The organism is Amycolatopsis sp. NPDC045836 (assembly GCF_056431745.1).
Genome location: NZ_JBWKKF010000010.1, coordinates 1 through 18260 on the forward strand (window position 1 = coordinate 1; position 18260 = coordinate 18260).

General features: G+C 72.5%; 16 protein-coding genes. 11 read left to right on the forward strand and 5 right to left on the reverse strand.

The window, feature by feature from the left end:
• Positions 1-3878 (reverse strand): beta-ketoacyl synthase N-terminal-like domain-containing protein (locus tag AC07EG_RS20355; RefSeq protein WP_478254695.1); only part of this gene is annotated, 3878 nt, incomplete at its 3' end.
• A 445-nt stretch (positions 3879-4323) separates the two neighbouring features.
• On the opposite strand from AC07EG_RS20355, the gene dpgA reads away from it, so the two are divergent.
• From dpgA to dpgD, 5 genes are read left to right on the forward strand one after another with little or no spacing between them, the layout of a single operon-like run.
• Complete coding sequence (dpgA, locus tag AC07EG_RS20360) at positions 4324-5442, forward strand: 3,5-dihydroxyphenylacetyl-CoA synthase DpgA (protein WP_478254696.1); 1119 nt, start codon at positions 4324-4326, stop codon at positions 5440-5442.
• 2 nt (positions 5443-5444) lie between these two features.
• Positions 5445-6179, forward strand: coding sequence for an enoyl-CoA-hydratase DpgB (gene dpgB / locus AC07EG_RS20365; protein WP_478254697.1), 735 nt, complete (start codon positions 5445-5447; stop codon positions 6177-6179).
• Positions 6176-7495, forward strand: coding sequence for a (3,5-dihydroxyphenyl)acetyl-CoA 1,2-dioxygenase DpgC (gene dpgC, locus AC07EG_RS20370; RefSeq protein WP_478254698.1), 1320 nt, complete (start codon positions 6176-6178; stop codon positions 7493-7495). The genes dpgB and dpgC overlap by 4 nt, the downstream gene beginning before the upstream one ends.
• The gene (locus tag AC07EG_RS20375) at positions 7492-8952 is read left to right on the forward strand and encodes an aldehyde dehydrogenase family protein (protein WP_478254699.1); all 1461 of its coding nucleotides are present in this window, start codon (positions 7492-7494) and stop codon (positions 8950-8952) included. The genes dpgC and AC07EG_RS20375 overlap by 4 nt, the downstream gene beginning before the upstream one ends.
• Before the next feature lie 29 nt (positions 8953-8981).
• Positions 8982-9773: an enoyl-CoA-hydratase DpgD gene (dpgD, locus tag AC07EG_RS20380; RefSeq protein WP_478254700.1), complete on the forward strand. Its 792-nt coding sequence runs from the start codon at positions 8982-8984 to the stop codon at positions 9771-9773.
• Positions 9774-10017: 244 nt separating this feature from the next.
• Here the strand turns inward: dpgD and AC07EG_RS20385 are convergent, their stop codons facing one another.
• Complete coding sequence (locus tag AC07EG_RS20385; RefSeq protein ID WP_478254701.1) at positions 10018-10899, reverse strand: IS701 family transposase; 882 nt, start codon at positions 10897-10899, stop codon at positions 10018-10020.
• 294 nt (positions 10900-11193) lie between these two features.
• Between AC07EG_RS20385 and AC07EG_RS20390 the strand changes: the two genes are divergently transcribed.
• The 4 genes from AC07EG_RS20390 to AC07EG_RS20405 are packed head-to-tail and all read left to right on the forward strand — an operon-like array spanning position 11194 to position 14571.
• Entirely contained in the window at positions 11194-12057 is an 864-nt protein-coding gene (locus AC07EG_RS20390; RefSeq protein ID WP_478254702.1) for a 3-hydroxyacyl-CoA dehydrogenase family protein, read from the forward strand.
• Positions 12054-12338 (forward strand): acyl carrier protein, encoded by a 285-nt coding sequence (locus AC07EG_RS20395; protein ID WP_478254703.1) that lies wholly within the window; start codon positions 12054-12056, stop codon positions 12336-12338. Before AC07EG_RS20390 ends, AC07EG_RS20395 begins: the two co-directional genes overlap by 4 nt.
• Positions 12331-13440: an acyl-CoA dehydrogenase family protein gene (locus AC07EG_RS20400; RefSeq protein WP_478254704.1), complete on the forward strand. Its 1110-nt coding sequence runs from the start codon at positions 12331-12333 to the stop codon at positions 13438-13440. The genes AC07EG_RS20395 and AC07EG_RS20400 overlap by 8 nt, the downstream gene beginning before the upstream one ends.
• An 18-nt stretch (positions 13441-13458) precedes the next feature.
• On the forward strand, positions 13459-14571 hold the full coding sequence (locus tag AC07EG_RS20405) for an HAD-IIIC family phosphatase (RefSeq protein WP_478254705.1): 1113 nt from the start codon (positions 13459-13461) through the stop codon (positions 14569-14571).
• Positions 14572-14685: 114 nt separating this feature from the next.
• Here AC07EG_RS20405 and AC07EG_RS20410 read toward each other — a convergent pair whose 3' ends face one another.
• Complete coding sequence (locus AC07EG_RS20410) at positions 14686-15108, reverse strand: hypothetical protein (protein WP_478254706.1); 423 nt, start codon at positions 15106-15108, stop codon at positions 14686-14688.
• Positions 15109-15689: 581 nt separating this feature from the next.
• Complete coding sequence (locus AC07EG_RS20415; RefSeq protein ID WP_478254707.1) at positions 15690-15914, reverse strand: hypothetical protein; 225 nt, start codon at positions 15912-15914, stop codon at positions 15690-15692.
• A gap of 156 nt (positions 15915-16070) precedes the next feature.
• On the opposite strand from AC07EG_RS20415, the gene AC07EG_RS20420 reads away from it, so the two are divergent.
• Entirely contained in the window at positions 16071-16574 is a 504-nt protein-coding gene (locus AC07EG_RS20420; protein WP_478254708.1) for a MarR family winged helix-turn-helix transcriptional regulator, read from the forward strand.
• 10 nt (positions 16575-16584) lie between these two features.
• On the opposite strand, the gene AC07EG_RS20425 is transcribed toward AC07EG_RS20420, so the two are convergent.
• Entirely contained in the window at positions 16585-17139 is a 555-nt protein-coding gene (locus tag AC07EG_RS20425; protein ID WP_478254709.1) for a TetR/AcrR family transcriptional regulator, read from the reverse strand.
• 106 nt (positions 17140-17245) lie between these two features.
• On the opposite strand from AC07EG_RS20425, the gene AC07EG_RS20430 reads away from it, so the two are divergent.
• Complete coding sequence (locus AC07EG_RS20430; protein ID WP_478254710.1) at positions 17246-18244, forward strand: NADP-dependent oxidoreductase; 999 nt, start codon at positions 17246-17248, stop codon at positions 18242-18244.
• Positions 18245-18260: the final 16 nt, after the last annotated feature.

The window sequence follows — 18260 nt, forward strand, 5'->3', positions numbered from 1 at the left end:
TAAACCGCCAGCAACGCCTGCGCCTCAATCGGATCACCCAACCGCGTACCCGTCCCGTGCGCCTCCACCACATCCACATCGGACGGTTCGAGACCGGCCACGGCCAGCGCCCGCCGGATCACCCGGATCTGCGACGGCCCGTTCGGCGCGGTCAGGCCGTTGCTGGCGCCGTCGGAGTTCACCGCGGAACCCCGGACCACGGCCAGCACCGGGTGCCCGTTGCGCACCGCGTCCGGCAGCCGCTCCACCACGAGCAGGCTCGCGCCCTCGCTCCAGCCGGTGCCGTCGGCCGCGTCGGCGAAGGACTTGCACCGCCCGTCCGGGGCGAGCCCGCGCTGCCTGCTGAACTCGACGAACACCGACGGGGTGGCCATCACCGCGACCCCGCCGGCCAGCGCCAGGTCGCACTCGCCCGAACGCAGCGACTGCACGGCCAGGTGCAGCGCCACCAGCGAAGACGAGCAGGCGGTGTCCACCGTCAGGGCCGGTCCCTCCAGCCCCAGCGTGTAGGCGATCCGGCCGGACACCACACTGCCCGCGTTGCCGATGCCGAGATAGCCTTCGAGGTCTTCGGGGGCTTGAGCGGGATTTCCGGCGTAGTCGTGGAACATCTTCCCGGCGAACACGCCGGTGTCGCTGCCCTTGAGCGAAAGCGGGTCGATCCCGGCGCGCTCCAGCGCCTCCCAGGAGATCTCCAGCAGCAGCCGCTGCTGCGGATCCATCGCCAGCGCCTCACGCGGCGAGATGCCGAAGAAACCGGCATCGAAACCGGCCACGTCGTCGAGGAAACCACCCTCCCGCACATACGACCGGCCCGGCCGATCCGGATCCTCGTCGAACAGGTTCGCCAGATCCCAGCCACGATCAGCCGGGAACCCGGTGAGCGCGTCGGCGCCTTCGGCCACGAGGTCCCACAGTTCGCCCGGCGAGTTCACCCCGCCCGGCAGGCGGCAGGCCATGCCGACGATGGCGATCGGCTCGCCGGTGGCGGCGGGCACCGGCTCGGCGGACACCGGCTGCCGGTCGCCCAGCAGTTCCGCCCGCAGGTGCCCGGCCAGCTCGGCCGGGGTGGGCCGGTCGAAGGCCACCGTGGCGGGCAGGCCGAGGCCGGTGGCCGCGGCGAGCCGGTTCCGCAGTTCGACCGCCGAGCGCGAGTCGAAGCCGAGTTCCTTGAACGCGCGCCGGGCGGGCACCTCGGCGGCGTCGCGGTAACCGAGGACCCCGGCGGTCTCGGTGCGGACCAGTGCCAGCAGCAGGCGCTCCTGCTCGTTCCGGGACAGCCCGGCCAGCCGGTTCCGCAGGGTGCCGGTCAGTTCCGGTTCGGCGGCGGCGGAGAGCCGGGCGAACGCGCTGACCGCTTCGCCGTCCGGGTCCGCCGCCAGCAGCACGGCTTCGCCGGTGGTCAGCGCGATGTCCAGCAGCGCACCGGTGTCCGAGGCGGACAGGTGCGAGCCCAGTCCGAGCGCGACGGCGGGAAGCCCGGCTGCACGGCGTCGCTGGGCCAGTGCCATCAGCTGGTGGTCGGCAGCCGCGTCGGCCGGGTTCGCGGTCCCCAGCACGGAGCCCGACGAGCAGCACAGCACGAACGCCGCCGGCGCGGCGTCCCTGGTCAGTTCGTCCAGCAGGCGGGCACCGGCCGGGTCATCCCCCACGGCGTGGACCACGGCGCTGACCGGGTGTTCCGCGGGTACACGGGCGAGCAGGCCGGCGACATCGTCGGCAGTGCCCGTGAGCACTTCGGCGAAGCCACGGGTGGCCAGGTGGGCGGCCACCGCGCCGGTCGCATCGCCGACGACCACGGCCGTACCGGTGTGAGCGTGAGCCTGCGCGCGGGCCCGTACCGGCGCGAGCTTCGGGGCCCGCAGCACCCCGCCGCGCACCACCAGCTGCGACCGCCCGGACCGCACCGCGGCGGCCAGTTCGGCGAAGGTGGCCTCGCCGAGGTCGCACCCGGCCAGCCGGTCCGGTTCGCCCGCCGCCCGGACGACTCCCCACACCGGCGCGAAGGTGTCCTCCGCGCCGCGGGTGACCAGCACCAGGCGGGCGGCGGCGAACCGGTCGTCGGCCAGCCAGGCGTCCACCAGCGCCCGCGCCTCGTCCACCGACTCCGGCGCGGTGCTCAGCACGGTCCGGGGCACGGGTGCGCCCGACGCGACCGCGGCCTGGAGCGCGGCGAGGCCGGCGTGCTGTTCGACAGCCGCGTCAGCCGCCGAAAAGCCCAGGCGATCCGAGCCGAGCAGGGCCCACTCCCCGGCCGCGGGCAGCCGGGACGCCCCGCCCGCCACCGGGGTCCAGTCGAGCCGGAACAGCCCTTCGCGCACGGTGGCGGCGTCGGTGTGCTCCCTGGCCGTGCTTTCCAGCAGCTTGCGGCGGGTCACCTTGCCGGAGGCGGTGCGCGGGATGCTTTCGACCTCGTACACCGCCGCGGGCACCTTGAAGTAGGACAAGCGGCTGCGGCAGGCGGCCACGATCGCCTCCGCGTCCACCTGCCCCGGCACCTCGGGCACCACGTAGACCACCGGCACCTCGCCGAGCGCCTCGTCCGGCCTGCCCGCGGCGGCCACGTCGGCGACACCGGCGACGGTGCGCACCACGTCCTCGATCTCGGCGGGGTGGATGTTCTCCCCGCCGCGGATGATCAGCTCCTTGATCCGGCCGGTGATGGTCAGGTACCCCAGTTCGTCCCGGCGGGCCAGGTCCCCGGTGCGGTACCAGCCGTCCCGGAGCGCGGCGGCGGTGGCTTCCGGCTGGTTGTGGTAGCCGAGCATCACGTTCGGGCCGCGCACCCAGACCTCGCCCTCGGTGCCGGGTTCGGTTTCCTCACCGGTGCCGGGGTCGGCGATCCGCACCTTCAGCCCGGGCACCGGGAGCCCGCACGAGCCGGCCACCAGCGCGCCCGTCGGACGGCTCATGGTGATCGCGCCGCAGGTCTCGGTGCTGCCGTAGCTGTCGACCAGCCGGACGCCGAAGGTGTCTTCGAAGGATTCGCTCAGCGAGGCCGAGGTGACCGCGCCGGTGACCATGCACACCCGCAGCGAGTCGGCCTCCAGCCCGTCGGTGCGCGCGTGCCGCAGCAGGTCGTGGTACATCGTCGGCACCCCGACGAGGAAGGTGTAGGGCTCCTCCTGCATCAGCCGCGCGATGTCGTCCCCGGCGAAGCCGTCGGTGATCCGCGCGCTGGCACCGGCGGCGACCACGCCGTGGATGCCGAGGATGTGGGCCAGCGAGTGCGACATCGGCAGCGGCCACAGCACCCGGTCGGCCGGGGAGAGCCCGAGCAGCGGCACGTAGCAGGCGGCCACCGACCACAGGCAGCTGCCCTGCGTGGACAGCACGCCCTTGGGCTGCCCGGTGGTGCCCGAGGTGTAGAGCATCCAGGCCACGTCGTCGAGGCCGGAGTCGTCGCGGGCGGGCGACCCCGGTTCGGTGGTGGCCAGTTCGTCGAAGGAGGCCACGTCCGCAGCCGGTGCGGTCAGGCCGGTGGCCACCACGAGGGGGCCGGTGCCACCGGTGACGCGGCGCAGCTGCGCCAGGTGGGCGGTGTCGGTGAGCACCACTTCGGCGCCGCTGTCCCGCAGCAGGTAGGCCAGTTCCTCGTCCGAGGCCCGGGGGTGGACCGGCACGCCGACCCCGCCGGCCCGCACCGCGGTGAGGTAGCCCTCGACCACTTCGACGCTGTTGTTGAGCCAGATCACCACCCGCCCGCCGCGGGAGAGCCCGCGGTGCACCAGGTGCCCGGCCAGCCGGGCGGTCCGCCGTTCCAGCTCGGCGTAGGTGACCGACCGGCGCGCGTCCGAGTAGGCGACCTTCTCCCCGCGCCGCCCGGCGTGCGCACGCAGCAGCTCCGACAACGGCCGGATCAGCTCGGATCGCGCCATGGATTTCGCCTCCTGGATCATCGGAAAACACCGCGGGGCGGCCGGAAATGGTGGCCGGAAAAAACGGCAGCCGAATTGTTCGCCCGGCCGGTCGGTCGGCGAACCGGTCCCCGAGTAATACGGCCACGTTAGCCAGCCGTCAGACGTGAGTTCAACCCCGAGTAGCTCCCGGGTATGACCCCGGCACACCACCCCGAGCACCGCCCCTATTCCCGCGGGAGTACCCCCTAAAGGCGCCCCTACCAGCAGTTCCGCCGCCGGGTGGCCGTTTCGCACCCTACCGCCCGCGAAGCGACCTGACAAAGTCCGGCGGACCTGGCAATCACCGGGATTTGCTTGCCAGCACCCCGCGGCGGCACCTAATATCCTGGCAAGTGAGTCAATTCATGGCGATCGCCATTCGCTCGAAACATCCGGCTGCCCCGACAGTTCTCGCGGAGTACTGATGACACAGACACAGCCGCTCGCGCGCATCATCGGCGTAGGCACGGCGGTGCCCGCCTTTTCCTATTCCCAGCGGGAACTGCTCGACATCTTCGGCATCACCGACCCCAGGGTGCGCTCGGTGTTCCTCAACAGCGCGATCGAGCGCCGCTTCCTCAACCTGCCGCCCAAGCTGCCCGACGGCACCCGGCGCGTGGAAACCCAGGGCGAGCTGCTCGGAAAGCACCGCACCCACGGCATCGAGATGGGCGCCAGGGCCCTGCAGTCCTGCCTCAAGCAGGCCGAAGCCGACCTCGACGACGTCAGTTACCTGTGCTGCGTGTCCTCGACCGGGTTCCTCACGCCGGGGTTCAGCGCGCTGGTCATCCGCGAACTGGGCCTGCGCGTCGACTGCGCGCGCCTCGACGTGGTCGGCATGGGCTGCAACGCCGGGCTCAACGGCCTCGGCGCGGTTTCCGGCTGGGCCAGGGCGCACCCGGGGAAGCTGGCGGTGATGCTGTGCATCGAAGCCTGCTCGGCGGCCTACGTCTTCGACGGCACGATGCGGACTTCGGTGGTGAACAGCCTGTTCGGCGACGGTTCCTCCGCCGTGGCGGTGCTCGCGGGCGACGAGGAGCAGCGCGAGGGCCCGGACATCCTCAAGTTCTCCAGCTGCATCGTGCCGGAGGCGATCGACGCGATGCGGTACGACTGGGACGACCACGAGGGCAAGTTCAGCTTCTACCTCGACCAGGACGTGCCCTACGTGGTGGGCGCGCACGCCGAGCAGATCATCGGCGGCCTGCTGGCGGGCACCGGCCTGCGGCGCGACGACATCTCGCACTGGATCGTGCACTCGGGTGGCAAGAAGGTCGTCGACTCGGTGATGGTGAACCTGAACCTGACCCGGCGGGACGTGCGCCACACCACCAGCGTGCTGCGCGACTACGGCAACCTCTCCAGCGGCTCGTTCCTGTTCTCCTACAGCGCACTGGTCGACGAGGGCGTGGTGCGCCCCGGCGACTACGGCGTGCTGATGACCATGGGCCCCGGTTCCACCATCGAAACGGCCCTCGTCCAGTGGCGGCTCGGCGACGAGCCACGGTTCCCGGTGACCCCGGGCTTGCAGATTGGTGACTGAAGATGGCCTCGACTGAGATGGCCGCCGGCACGCTCGTGCTCGAACCGGCGGCCGGCGGCGCGCTCACCCCCGAACTCGTGCGCGCGGTCAACGAGTTCTGCGACCGGGTGGCGGACGCGGCACCCGGCACCGTCGGCGTGGTCCGCCTGCGCGGGGGTGATCCGGCGGGCGAACCGGGGTCCTGGCCCGGCGACGGCACGTCCATCCGGCTGGTCAACCGCTGGGAACGCACCCTGCGCCGGGTGGAGCGCCTCGGCGTGGTCACCGTCGCGGTGCTCACCGGGCACTGCGCCGGGCCCGCGCTGGACCTGGTGCTGACCAGCGACCACCGGATCGCGGCCACCGGCGCCTCGGTGGCGCTGCCCACCGGTTCCGGGCAGTTCTGGCCGGGGATGGCGCTGCACCGGATGGCCACCCAGCTCGGCGTCGCCCGCACCCGCGGGCTGCTCCTGCACACCCGGGCGCTGTCCGCGGCGGAATCGGCGGAGCTGGGCCTGGTCGACGAGGTGACCGAGGACGCCGAGGGAGCCTTGGCCCGCCGGACGGCGGAGTTCGCCGGGATCGCGGGCGCGGAGTTCGCGGTCCGGCGCCGCCTGCTGCTCGACGCGCCGACCACCACCTTCGACGACGCGCTCGGCGTGCACCTCGCCGCCTGCGACCGCGCCCTGCGGTACGCCCAGCGCCTCAGCGAGCCGGAACCGGACCCGGTGGCCGCCTTCGCCGGTGGCACCCGATGACGCTGACCGAACTCCCCGGCACCGGTTTCGACCTCGACGCGGCCGAACTGTCCCGGAGGATCGCCGAACACGAGACCGTGCTCGCGGCCCTGCCGCCGAAGGCCGGGCGCTCCCCCGCCGAGCAGGCGGCGGCCGACGAGGCGCACCTCGCGGCCCGGCGCCTGCGTGCCCGGTTCCTGCACGAGCACGCCGCGACGGTCTACCACCGGCTCACCGGTGGTCACACCGAACGGCTGCGCCTGCGTGAACTGGCCTTCGCCGCCGCGGTCGCGTTCCCCGGGCTGGTACCGACCGAGGAGCAGATCGCCGATGAACTGAGCCTGCCGCAGGAGGAGAAGGAAGGCCGTGAGATCGACCAGGGCCTGTTCTTCCGGGCGGTCCTGCGGCACCCGGTCGCCGGCGGCCACCTGCTGGACACGATGCTGCGGCCGACCCCGCGGGCGGAGCGCCTGCTGCCCGCCTTCCGCGAAACCGGGCACGCCGACCTCGGCTCGCTGCGCCTCGAACGCCGTTCCGGCGCGGCCTATCTGACCGTGTGCAACACCGCCGCGCTCAACGCCGAGGACAACGAACTCATCGACGCCATGGAGACCGCCGTCGACCTGGCCCTGCTCGACGACCAGGTCGGCGTCGGGGTGGTGCGCGGGGCGGAGATGACGCACCCGCGCTACCTCGGCAAGCGGGTGTTCAGCGCGGGCATCAACCTGACCAAGCTGCACGCCGGCCAGATCTCGCTGGTGGACTTCCTGCTGCGCCGGGAACTGGGCTACCTCGCCAAACTGGTGCGCGGCCTGCTGGTCGACGACGATCCCGCCGCGTGGCCGCGCCGCACCGCGGACAAGCCGTGGATCGCCGCGGTGGACTCGTTCGCCATCGGCGGCGGTGCCCAGTTGCTGCTCGTGTTCGACCACGTCATCGCCGCCGCCGACGCCTACTTCAGCCTGCCCGCGGCCCAGGAGGGCATCGTGCCCGGCGCGAGCAACTTCCGGCTGCCCCGCTCGGCCGGTCCCCGGCTCAGCCGCCAGGTGATCCTGTCCGGCCGCAAGATCTGGGCGCACGAACCCGAAGCCCGGCTGCTCTGCGACGAAGTGGTGGATCCACGCGAGGTGGACGCCGCGGTCGAGGCCGCGAGGGAACGCCTCGGCAGTCCCGCGGTGGTGGCCAACCGGCGGATGCTCAACCTGGCCGAGGAGCCCGCGGACGCCTTCCGCGAATACCTCGCCGAGTTCGCCGCCGAGCAGTCGCTGCGGCTCTACGGCGAGGACGTGCTGGCCAAGGTGCGCCGGTCCTGGGCGCGCCAGGAGACCGGGGCATGACCGGCCTGGTGGACCTCGAAGCGGTGCGGGGCAAGGTGTTCAGCTCCGGGTGGCGGGCACCCGGCGGGGGCACCGCGGAAGTCACCGAGCCCGCCACCGGGCAGGTGCTCGCCGTCACCGGGATCGCCGATGCGGCCGACATCCGAGCCGCCGCCGGCGCCGCCGAGCAGGCCCAACCGGCGTGGGCCGCGCTCGCCCCCGCGGACCGGGCGGCCGTGCTGCGCCGCGCCGCCGCACTGCTGGAGAGCCACCGCGAAGAAGTGGCTCAGTGGCTGATCCGCGAAGGCGGTGCCGTCGCGGCGAAGGCCGACTTCGAAATCCGGTCGGCCACCGACGAACTCTGGGCGGCGGCCGCGCTGCCGGTCCAGCCACACGGCTGCCTGCTGCCCTCGGACCCGGACCACCGCAGCGTCGGGCGGCGGGTGCCGCTCGGGGTGGTCGGCGTGATCAGCCCGTGGAACTTCCCGCTGGTGCTCGCGCTCCGGGCGGTCGCCCCCGCGCTGGCGCTCGGCAACGCCGTGGTGCTCAAGCCAGACGTGCAGACCCCGGTTTCCGGCGGGGTGGTGCTCGCCCGCCTCTTCGAAGCCGCCGGGTTGCCCCGTGACCTGCTGCACGTGCTGCCCGGTGACGCGGACCCGGGGCGGGCGCTGACCGCCGACCCGGCCGTGGCCATGATCGCCTTCACCGGTTCGACCACCGCCGGTCGTGAGGTGGGTGAGGTGGCCGGGCGGGCGCTCAAGCGGGCGTCGCTGGAACTGGGTGGCAACAACGCGCTGATCGTGCTCGAAGACGCCGATCTCGACGCCGCGAGCTCGGCGGGCGCCTGGGGTTCGTTCCTGCACCAGGGGCAGATCTGCATGGCCGCGGGCAGGCACCTCGTGGTCGAGCGGGTGGCGCGGGAGTACACCGAGCGGCTCGTCGCGCGGGCTCGGGCGCTGCCGGTGGGCGATCCGTGGACCGAGGAGGTCGCGCTCGGCCCGCTGATCAACGACCGCCAGCTGGCGCGGGTGGACCGGATCGTGCGGGAGACCGTGGCGGCCGGTGCCCGCCTCGGCGCCGGTGGCACGCACCGCGGCCGGTTCTACCGGCCGACGGTGCTGGCCGGGGTGACCCCGGAGATGCCCGCGTTCACCGAGGAGATCTTCGGCCCGGTCGCGCCGGTGACCGTGGTGCGGGACGAGCACGAGGCCGTGGCACTGGCCAACCGCACCGAATACGGCCTGTCCGCCGCGGTGCAGACCGGTTCGCCCGAGCGCGGCCTCGCGGTGGCTGCCCGGCTGCGCACCGGGATCGTGCACGTCAACGGCCAGACCGTGGACGACAACGCCCACGTCCCGTTCGGCGGGCGTGGTGCCTCCGGCAACGGCACCCGCCACGGCGCCCAGCACAGCTGGGACGAGTTCACCCAGTGGCAGTGGCTGACCGTGCGCGAGACCGCCGCACCGTACCCGTTCTGACGCTTTTCGGCGCTTTTCAAGGAGGCGTGATGCCGCGAGTGCGGTACCGCAAGGAAGGCCACGTCGCCCGCATCACGCTCGACCGGCCGGACGTGCTCAACGCGATGGACCTGCGGATGCACGCCGAACTGGCCGAGATCTGGGACGACTTCGAAGCCGACGACGAGCTCTGGGCCGGCGTGCTCACCGGAAGCGGCGACCGCGCCTTCTCGGTGGGCCAGGACCTCAAGGAGCTCGTCGCCAGGGTGGAGGGCGGCGAAGGCCCGTCGAGCTTCGGCAGCCGGGGGAAACCGGGCTGGCCGCGGCTCACCGAGCGGTTCACCCTGTCGAAACCGCTGATCGCCAGGGTCAACGGCTACGCACTCGGCGGCGGCTTCGAACTGGCGCTGGCCTGCGACATCATCGTGGCCGCCGAGCACGCCACCTTCGCCCTGCCCGAAGCGCGCCTCGGCCTGGTGGCCGGCGCGGGCGGGGTGTTCCGGCTGGCCAGGCAGCTGCCGTTCCGCACCGCGCTGGGCCACCTGCTGACCGGGCGGCGGATGAGCGCGGCCCGTGCGCTGCAACTGGGCCTGGTCAACGACGTGGTGCCGCTCGAGGACCTGGACGACTGCGTGGACGGATGGGTGCAGGACCTCCTGCGCTGCGCGCCGTTGTCCGTGCGCGCCATCAAGGAGGCGGCCACCGCTTCGGTCACCATGCCGCTGGAAGAAGCCTTCGCCACCCGCTACGCGTGGGAGGACAAGCGGATGCACAGCCGCGATGCCCGGGAGGGGCCGCTGGCCTTCGTGGAGAAACGACCGCCGGTGTGGACGGCTTCCTGATCGGGCGCTTCCCGCGCAGGCCACGAGAATCGCGCAGCCGCACTGGCTGTCGGGGAAAGGCGCCCACCGGAACGGACCGCCTCGATCAAGCACCCGCGAACACGTCACCACCCTCGCGAAGGCTCACCGCCCGCGAAGTCCCGCTGGCCTTCGGGGAAAAGCGATCGCCGGTGCGGACGGCTTCCTGATCAGGCGCTTCCCGGCTGGCTCGCGCGGGCACGCGGCCCGCGAAGACCGCCCCTGCTCAGGCCGTTTCCCGTGCTGGTTGCAGGTGCTCGGTGTGCACGAAGACCTGCGCCGCCGAGACCAGGGTCACGTGCCGGTGCCAGCCGATCCAGGAACGCCCTTCGAAGTGGCCGAGGCCGAACCGCTCGGTCAGTTCACGGCGTCCGTGTTCCATCCGGCGCCGAACCTCCACCGGGCGGATCACCGCGCCCGCCACCACCTCGCCGCCCACCCGGACCAGGTAGGGCAGCCCGCGCCGGTCCAGCGCCGCGCGGAAGCCGGCGTGGTCGCCGTACCCGGTGCCCGCCACCACCACCGGCGGGCGCAGGCCCCAGCCGAGCAGTTCGTCGAGCATCTCCACCGCGAGCATCCACTTCGGACGGTGCCGTTCGGTGCGCGGGACGCCGCAGCGCCGCCGGCGCCGGACGGCTTCCGGCGTGGACCCGGGGTCGTCCCACTCCGGGGGGACGAACAGCCGCCAGTTCACCGCCGCGGCCGCGGTCTCCCCCACCAGGTGCACACCGACCCCCACCTGGCAGTTGGCCACCTTCCGCAGGTGCGGCGCGTACTGCCGGGCCACGCAGGGCGAGCCGGCGCCGTCCTTGGCGAACGCCACGTCCCCGACCACCCAGGCGGTCGGGCGGGTGAACCCGTCCGCGCGCCGCGCCAGCCGGGCCCGCACCGGCAGCAGCTTCCACGTCGACGAGGTGACGAACTGCTGCAGCAGCTGGTGGTCCACGCCGAGGCGGCGCGCCATCGGCAGCATCGACTTGCGGCCGCCGTCGAGCAGCAGGCCACGCAGGTACAGTTCGGCCTTCGTGCGCTGGTCCGACCGCGCCAGCGAAGCGAACACCTCCGCGGTGAACCTGGTCAGCCGGTCACTGGCCACCACTGTCTCCACGCCTGGATCACCCCGGTCCCGGTATCGGCTGCACCCCACCCGGCCAGGGTCTCCGGCGGCTCTAACAACCGCCTAACAAGCAGCCGACCGCGTGGCCGACCTGACAAAGTCCGATTAGGGGGCGGTCGCCGCCGCCCCGGCCCTAGGGGCTTGACCGGCCAACTCGCCGGTTTATAACCTCGTGTTCGCCGAGTTCATTTCCGGCGTTGCCGCGGATTCGATTTCCGCCGTGCTGCTCGGTCATTCCCGTGCCGATTTTCGTGCCGCGACGGCGGCCACACCTGCGGAGGTTCGATGACGACGGAAACGGCCCACCGGGTGGCCATCGTTGGCGCCGGGGTGATGGGCACCAACATCGCGACGGTGGTGCTCGGGCACGGGGTCCCGGTGCTGCTCGTCGATCTCGACGACACCGTGCTCGACCAGGCCAGGACCGCGATCGGCGGGATGCTGCGGCACGCGGAGCTGCTGGGCGCGCTGCCCGAGGGCACCACCCCCGCCGAGATGGTCACCAGCACCGTGCCCGCCGACGCCGCCGGGGTGACCGCGGTCATCGAGGCGGTCACCGAACAACCCGAAGTGAAAGCCAAGGTGCTCGCCGAGTATTCCGGGCTCGTGCGCCCCGGCACCCCGCTGATCTCGAACACCTCGGGAATTCCGATCGACGAAATGGCGGACTGGGTGGCCAGGCCGGCCGAACTCGCGGGTACGCATTTCATGAATCCCGCCTTCCTGATCCGGATGGTCGAGGTGGCCCGCGGGCCGCGCACCGGGGACGAGACGATGCACGCGATCACCGGCCTGCTCACCGCCATCGACCGCGTGCCGGTGGTGGTCGGCGACTCCCCCGGTTTTGTCACCAGCAGGCTGCTGCACCCGATGCTCAACGACGCGATCCGGCTGGTCGGCACCGGCGCGGCGACCCCGGAAGCGGTCGACGCGCTGATGGAGGGCTGCCTCGGGCACCGCACCGGGCCGCTGCGCACCGCGGACCTGATCGGCCTGGACAACCTCGCGGACTCCCTGCGGGCGCTGCACGAGCGCACCGGTGACGAGGGGTGCCGCCCCTGCGACGCGCTGCTGGCGAAGGTCAGCCAGGGCGAACTCGGCCGCAAGACCGGCCGGGGTTTCTACGACTACGGAAGGGCGATGGTGTGACCACCACCGACAACGCGCAGGACGCCGCGGCCATCGAGGCCGCCCTGCTGGACCTGCTCGAAGCGCGGACGAAGACCGAGCTGGACCCGGAGCAGGAGCTGTTCGCCTCCGGCCTGGTCTCCTCGATGTTCGCCATGGAGCTGATCGTCCACCTGGAACAGACCTACCAGGTGAGCATCACCGGGCCGGACCTGAAGCTGGACAACTTCCGGACCGTGGCGAAGATGACCTCCCTCGTCCTGCGCCTGCGGGACGGCTCGACGGTGCCCTCCGGTGCCTGACCGGCTCGGCGACGGGCGGGCACTGGTCGATTCGCTCACCGGGGACCAGGCCGGGGCCTGGGACCTGGACGGGCGGATCCCGGTCGAAGTGCTCCGCAAGCTGGGCGCGGCCGGGCTGCTGTGCGCTCAGGTGCCCACCTCGGCCGGCGGTCTCGGGCTGACCAGCCTGGAGAACGGCGAGTTCACCGCGTATGTCGGCAGCCGGTGCAGCTCGCTGCGCAGCGTGATGACCTCGCAGGGCATGGCCGCGTGGACCGTGCAGCGCCTCGGCGACCGGGAACAGCGGGCGGCCCTGCTCCCCGAACTGACCACCGGCCGCCTGGCCGCCGTCGGCTTCAGCGAGCCCGACGCCGGGAGCGACCTGTCCGCCCTGCGCACCGAAATCCGCCGCGACGGCGTCTCCGTGGTCGTGACCGGCCACAAGGTCTGGATGACCGCCGCCTGCTACGCCGATCTGCTGATCGTGTTCGGCCGGTTCGAGGACGGCGCCGCCGCGGTCGTCGTGCCGTCGCGGGCGCCGGGGGTGCGGGTGCGCAAGGTCGCCGACCCGCTCGGCTGCCGCGCGGCCGGGCACGCCGAGGTCGAACTCGACGTGCGCCTGCCGGCGTCCGCGGTGCTCGGCGGGGTCGGCCAGGCGCTGCCGCTGCTGCTCACCACCGCACTGGCCTACGGCCGGTTCTCCGTGGCGTGGGGCTGCGTCGGCATCCTCCGGGCCTGCCTGACCGCGGCGGCCACCCACGCCGCCCGGCGCGTGCAGTCCGGCGTTCCGCTCGCCCGGCACCAGCTCGTCGCCCGGCACCTCGCCGAACTGCTCACCGACACGCAGACCGCGGCGCTGGCCTGCGAGCGGGCGAGCCGCAGCTGGGACAGCGGTTCACCGGACGTGGTCATCGCGACCGTGCTGGCCAAGCAGGTCAGCGCCCGGCACGCGGCCAGGGGCGCGGCGGCCGCGGTGCAGGTGCTCGCGTCGGCCGGGGCGCAGGACGGCCACGTGGTGGCGCGTGCCTACCGCGACGCGAAGTTGATGGAAATCATCGAGGGCAGCAACGAGATCTGCCAGCTGCTCCTCGCCGAGCACGCCGTCGCGACCGCGGTGAGCTGATCCCCCGAGGAGGAACTCGTGCCCGATCGACCGAGCCTGGTCAAGTGCCTGGTCTGGGACCTGGACAACACGTTGTGGCAGGGAACCCTGCTGGAGGACGAACAGGTCCGGTTCGCCGACGCCGTGCGGGAGGTGATCACCACCCTCGACGGGCGCGGCATCCTGCAGTCGGTGTCCAGCAAGAACGACCAGGACCTGGCCCTGGCGCGGCTGGAGGAGCTGGGCATCGCCGAGTACTTCGTGCTGCCGAAGATCGGCTGGGGGCGCAAGTCCGACGCCGTGCGCGAGCTGGCCGAGCAGCTGAAGTTCAAGCAGGACACGATGGCCTTCGTCGACGACCAGCCGGCCGAACGCGCCGAAGTGCGCTACCACCTGCCCGACGTCCGCTGCTACTCCGCCGAGCAGGTGCTGGACCTGCCCGGCCTGCCCGAGTTCACCCCGGTGACGGTCACCGCGGATTCACGCAAGCGCAGGCAGATGTACCAGGCCGGGTTCCGGCGCGAGGCCGAGAAGGCCGCGTTCAACGGCCCCGACGAGGACTTCCTGCGCTCGCTGGAGCTGGTGCTGGAGATCAGCCGAGCCGGGGAGGCGGAGCTGGCGCGGGTCGAGGAACTCACGCTGCGCACCAGCCAGATGAACGCGACCGGGGTGCACTACTCGGACCGGGCGTTGCGCGCCCTGCTCGACGACCCGGAGCACGAGGTGCTGGTCACCACCCTGGCCGACCGGTTCGGCCCGCACGGCGCCGTCGGCGTGCTGCTGCTGCGCACCCACCCCGGGGTGTGGCACCTGAAGCTGCTGGCCACTTCGTGCCGGGTGGTCTCCTTCGGCGCCGGGGCGGTGCTGCTGAACTGGCTGACCGACCAGGCGGCGCGGGCCGGGGTGCACCTGGTGGCCGACTTCCGGCGCACCGAACGCAACCGGATGATGGAGGTCGCCTACCGGTTCGCCGGTTACCAGGAGCAGCCCTGCTCCTGCGGGGAGCAGCTGGAAGCCCCGCGGGACAACGTGCAGCGGCTGCACCTGACCCCGGAACCACGCAGCGCCCCCACCACCATGCGGTTGCACGCCCCGGACCTGACCGGCCGCGCCGTGGCAGCCGGGTCTTCCCGCGCCGCACCCCGCTCCTGAGCCCGGTTCCTTGCGTCCACCGGAGCCGCCGGTCCCGACCGGCACCCGGCGCGGGTGGTCACCCGGCCCTGTTCCGGTCTGCGCCGGCGCGCTCTTCCACGCCACCGGCCGCCGTCACCGTGTCGAGGCGCGGTACTCGCTCGGGGGGACGCCGAACGCGGAGCTGAACGCGCGGGTGAACGTCGAGTGCTCGCGCATCCACCCCGAGACCGGCATGCCGTCCGCCTGGAACAGGCGGTGCAGGCAGCTCACCGGGATGTGGTGCGCGGCGGCGACGGAGGCGGGGCACAGCTCCGGGTCGTGCAGGCGCTGCCGGATGTACGCCTTCGCCCGCAACACCAGCGTGCCTCGTCGCGCCTCCGGCGTGAGGCCGGGGACGTCGTTCTCCAGCACGTGCTCGAGCAGTGCCGACAACAGGTTCGTGGCCACCGCGCCCAGCCGGACGCGATCGGCGGGACGGTACTCCCCCGCCCGCCCGGGCAGCGGGAGACCGGCGACCCGTTCGGGCAGGGCGTGCCGGGGTATTTCGGCGCCCACGCACGCCCCCCGTGCGGTGCATGGTGCCGTTGACGGGCAAGCAGACGACGTGGCACTCCGGGTCCGCCCGGCGGACCGAGGACGCCGTCCGCCGGAAGGTCACCGGGGTGAACTCCTTGCCCGCGCATCCCCCGCCTCGCCCACATCCGCCCCCTCTGCGCCGGGGGCAGCCAAGCACGGCGGCTGTTCGCGGCCGTTTCCCGACGCACGGACCGAACCGCCTCGACGGCCGGAATCCTCGGCCGTGCCGCCGGAATCGCCTTCGAGGTGGGGGTTGGACGGCATCACCATCGGCCGCCTCGCCGGGGGACTGGGTATGAGCGTTGTTCGAGATCATCGCGGTCGGATCGGCCCCGAACGTGGCCAGGCGACTCGAGCACGGCCGAGCAGCCGCGGGCCGGCGTGGTGAGCGTGCGGACGTGTACCACCTGCCGCTTCTTCGGCCGTGACGAGAACCCCGATCCCGCAAGCGGTGGGGAAGGTGCTCACGGTGTCCGCCGGAGCCGCGCGGCCGCTGTGCTGGCACGGGCGCACGCTGGTGTCCGGGATCGGGAAAACGCCGGTCGGCGGGCCGGTCGAGGTCACCGCGCTCGGCTGGCCGCTGTTACCGGCTGGCCGCCCACCACGGTGTCGAGCTCCTGCGCCCGCGGCACGGCATCACCGCGGCCGAGGTGCACCGCGTGCTCGACGGCTGCTGTACCCCGCACACCCGAGGAACGCAGGATACCCGCGCCGGCCGGTGTTCCGGTGTCGTCGTCGAGCAGCAGCAGGAGCAGGTCTTCGACGATCAGCAGGTCGTTCCGCATGGTTCTCCCGGGTTGCGCACCGTCCACGAAGGACGGGAGTTTTGCTGTGCCCGCCGATGTTCTTACGGCTCCGGCAATGGGACCAGTGACGCGGTGTCATCAATCCACGGAACCACGGAAGAGGAACATTCGAATTCGAAGCAGTACACTCCGGTCATGCCCGACCCACGCCCCTCGCTCGACCCCGTGCAGCTCGGTACCTACTTCGACCTCATCGAGGTGACCAGTCTGCTGCGTCACGCCGTCGAGCAGCAGTTGCGGGAAGCGGGCGACCTCAGCTACGTCCAGTTCCAGCTACTGGCCCGGCTCGGTGACGCGCCGGCGGGCAGCCACCGCATGACCGATCTGGCCGATGGGGTCGTCTACAGCCGCAGCGGCCTGACCTACCAGGCCGGGCTGCTGGAAAAGGCGGGCCTGGTCGTGCGCACCCCGTCCCCCGACGACGAGCGGAGCACCACGGTCACCATCACCGACGCCGGGCGCGAGCGGCTCGGGCAGGTGCTGCCCGGCCACATCGAGGTGGTCAGCAGCCTGCTGTTCGAACCGCTTTCCCGCCGCGACGTCGAAACCCTCGCCGGCCTGCTGGCCCCGGTGCGCGAACACATGCGCTCGGCGCCACCCCGCTCGGCCGCGCCGCGCTCCCGCAGGAACCGGACCTGACGGTCGGGCGTCAGTTCGCCCGGTCCGTCAGGATCGCCCCCACCACCACGTCGAAGAGCCGCTTGGCGCGTGCTTCCTGCCCGGATTGGTCACCGAGCCAGGCCAGCGCCGACACCAGTGCGAAGAGGTCCGCACCGTCCACATCGGACCGTGCCGCGTCAGCGGCCTGGGCACGGGTGAGCAGCCGGGCACCGGCCGCTCGCAGGGCGACGCAGGAGGCGTGCAGCTCGGATTCGGGCTCCTCGATCGCCTTCACCATCGACGTGACCACCCCGTGGTTTTCCGTGGTGAACGCGACGAACTCACGCAGCCACACCACCAGCGCCCCTTCGGGCGAGCCATCCGCCTCGAGCTCGGCCGCCCGGCTCGTCAGCGCGTCGAAGCTGGTCCGGAGCAGCGCCTCCAGCAGTGCCTCCCGGGTCGGGAAGTGCCGCAGCAGCGTCGCCAGCCCGACCCCGGCCCGGCGGGCGATGTCGCGCATCGACGCGTCGGCGCCCTGCTCGGCGAGGACCACCCCGGCGGTGACCAGGAGGCGGTCGCGGTTGGCCCTGGCGTCCGCCCTCATGCCTGCCTCCTTGACTAACCGGATCACTGAACCATATATTCGGATCAGTGATCCAGAAAAACGGACCCCTGGTTCACTTGAGCTTACCCGCGAGAGGGAGCCAACCATGAAAGCGATCCGGCTGAACGAGTTCGGCGGCCCCGGGGTGCTGCGCTGCGAAGACGTGCCGGCCCCCGTCGCCGGGCCGGGAGAAGTGCTCATCCGCGTGCACGCCGCCGGCCTGAACCCGCCCGACTTCTACGCCCGCGAGGGCATGCCCGACCTGCCCCCCGAGCTGAGGCCCCCGATGGACCTCCCGCTGACCCCCGGAACCGACGTCTCGGGTGTCGTGACGGCCCTCGGCACCGGGGTCGGCGCTTTCGCGGTCGGCGACGAGGTGTTCGGGATGCTGCGCTTCCCCGCCGTCGTGCAGAGCGGCGCCTACGCCGAGTACGTCACCGCGCCGGTGTCCGACCTCGCCCGCAAGCCCGCCACCGTCGACCACGGGCACGCCGCCGCCCTGGCCATGTCGGGGCTGACCGCGTGGCAGTTCCTGATCGAACTCGGGCACGACCACCCGTCGCCGTTCCAGCGGGCCCAGCACCAGCCGATGCCGCTCGGCCGCGACACGACGGTGCTGGTCAACGGCGCGGCCGGCGGCGTGGGGCACCTCGCCCTGCAGTTGCTCAAGTGGCGGGGCGCCCGCGTGATCGCCGTGGCCTCCGGCTCCCACGAAACCTTCCTGCGTGAACTCGGCGCCGACGAGTTCATCGACTACACCCGGGTCCGGCCCGAAGACACCGTCCGCGGCGCCGATCTCGTGCTGGACACCGTCGGCGGTCCCCGCAGCCGCCGCTTCCTGCCCACCCTCAAGCGCGGCGGCGCCCTCTACCCGGTGTACGTCGGCGAGTTCGACGAGGAGGAGAACGCGAGGCTGGGGGTCACGGTCACGGCCACCCAGGTCCGCGCGAACGGTGCGCAGCTCGCCGAGCTGGGCCGCCTGCTCGAAACCGGCACGATCCGCGTGGCGATCGACAGCACCTTCGCCCTCGAAGACGCCGCGGCCGCCCACAAGCGAGCCGCCGACGGGCACCTGCGGGGCAAAATCGTGCTGACGGTCGCCTGAGCGCGGAGGGCAGGCG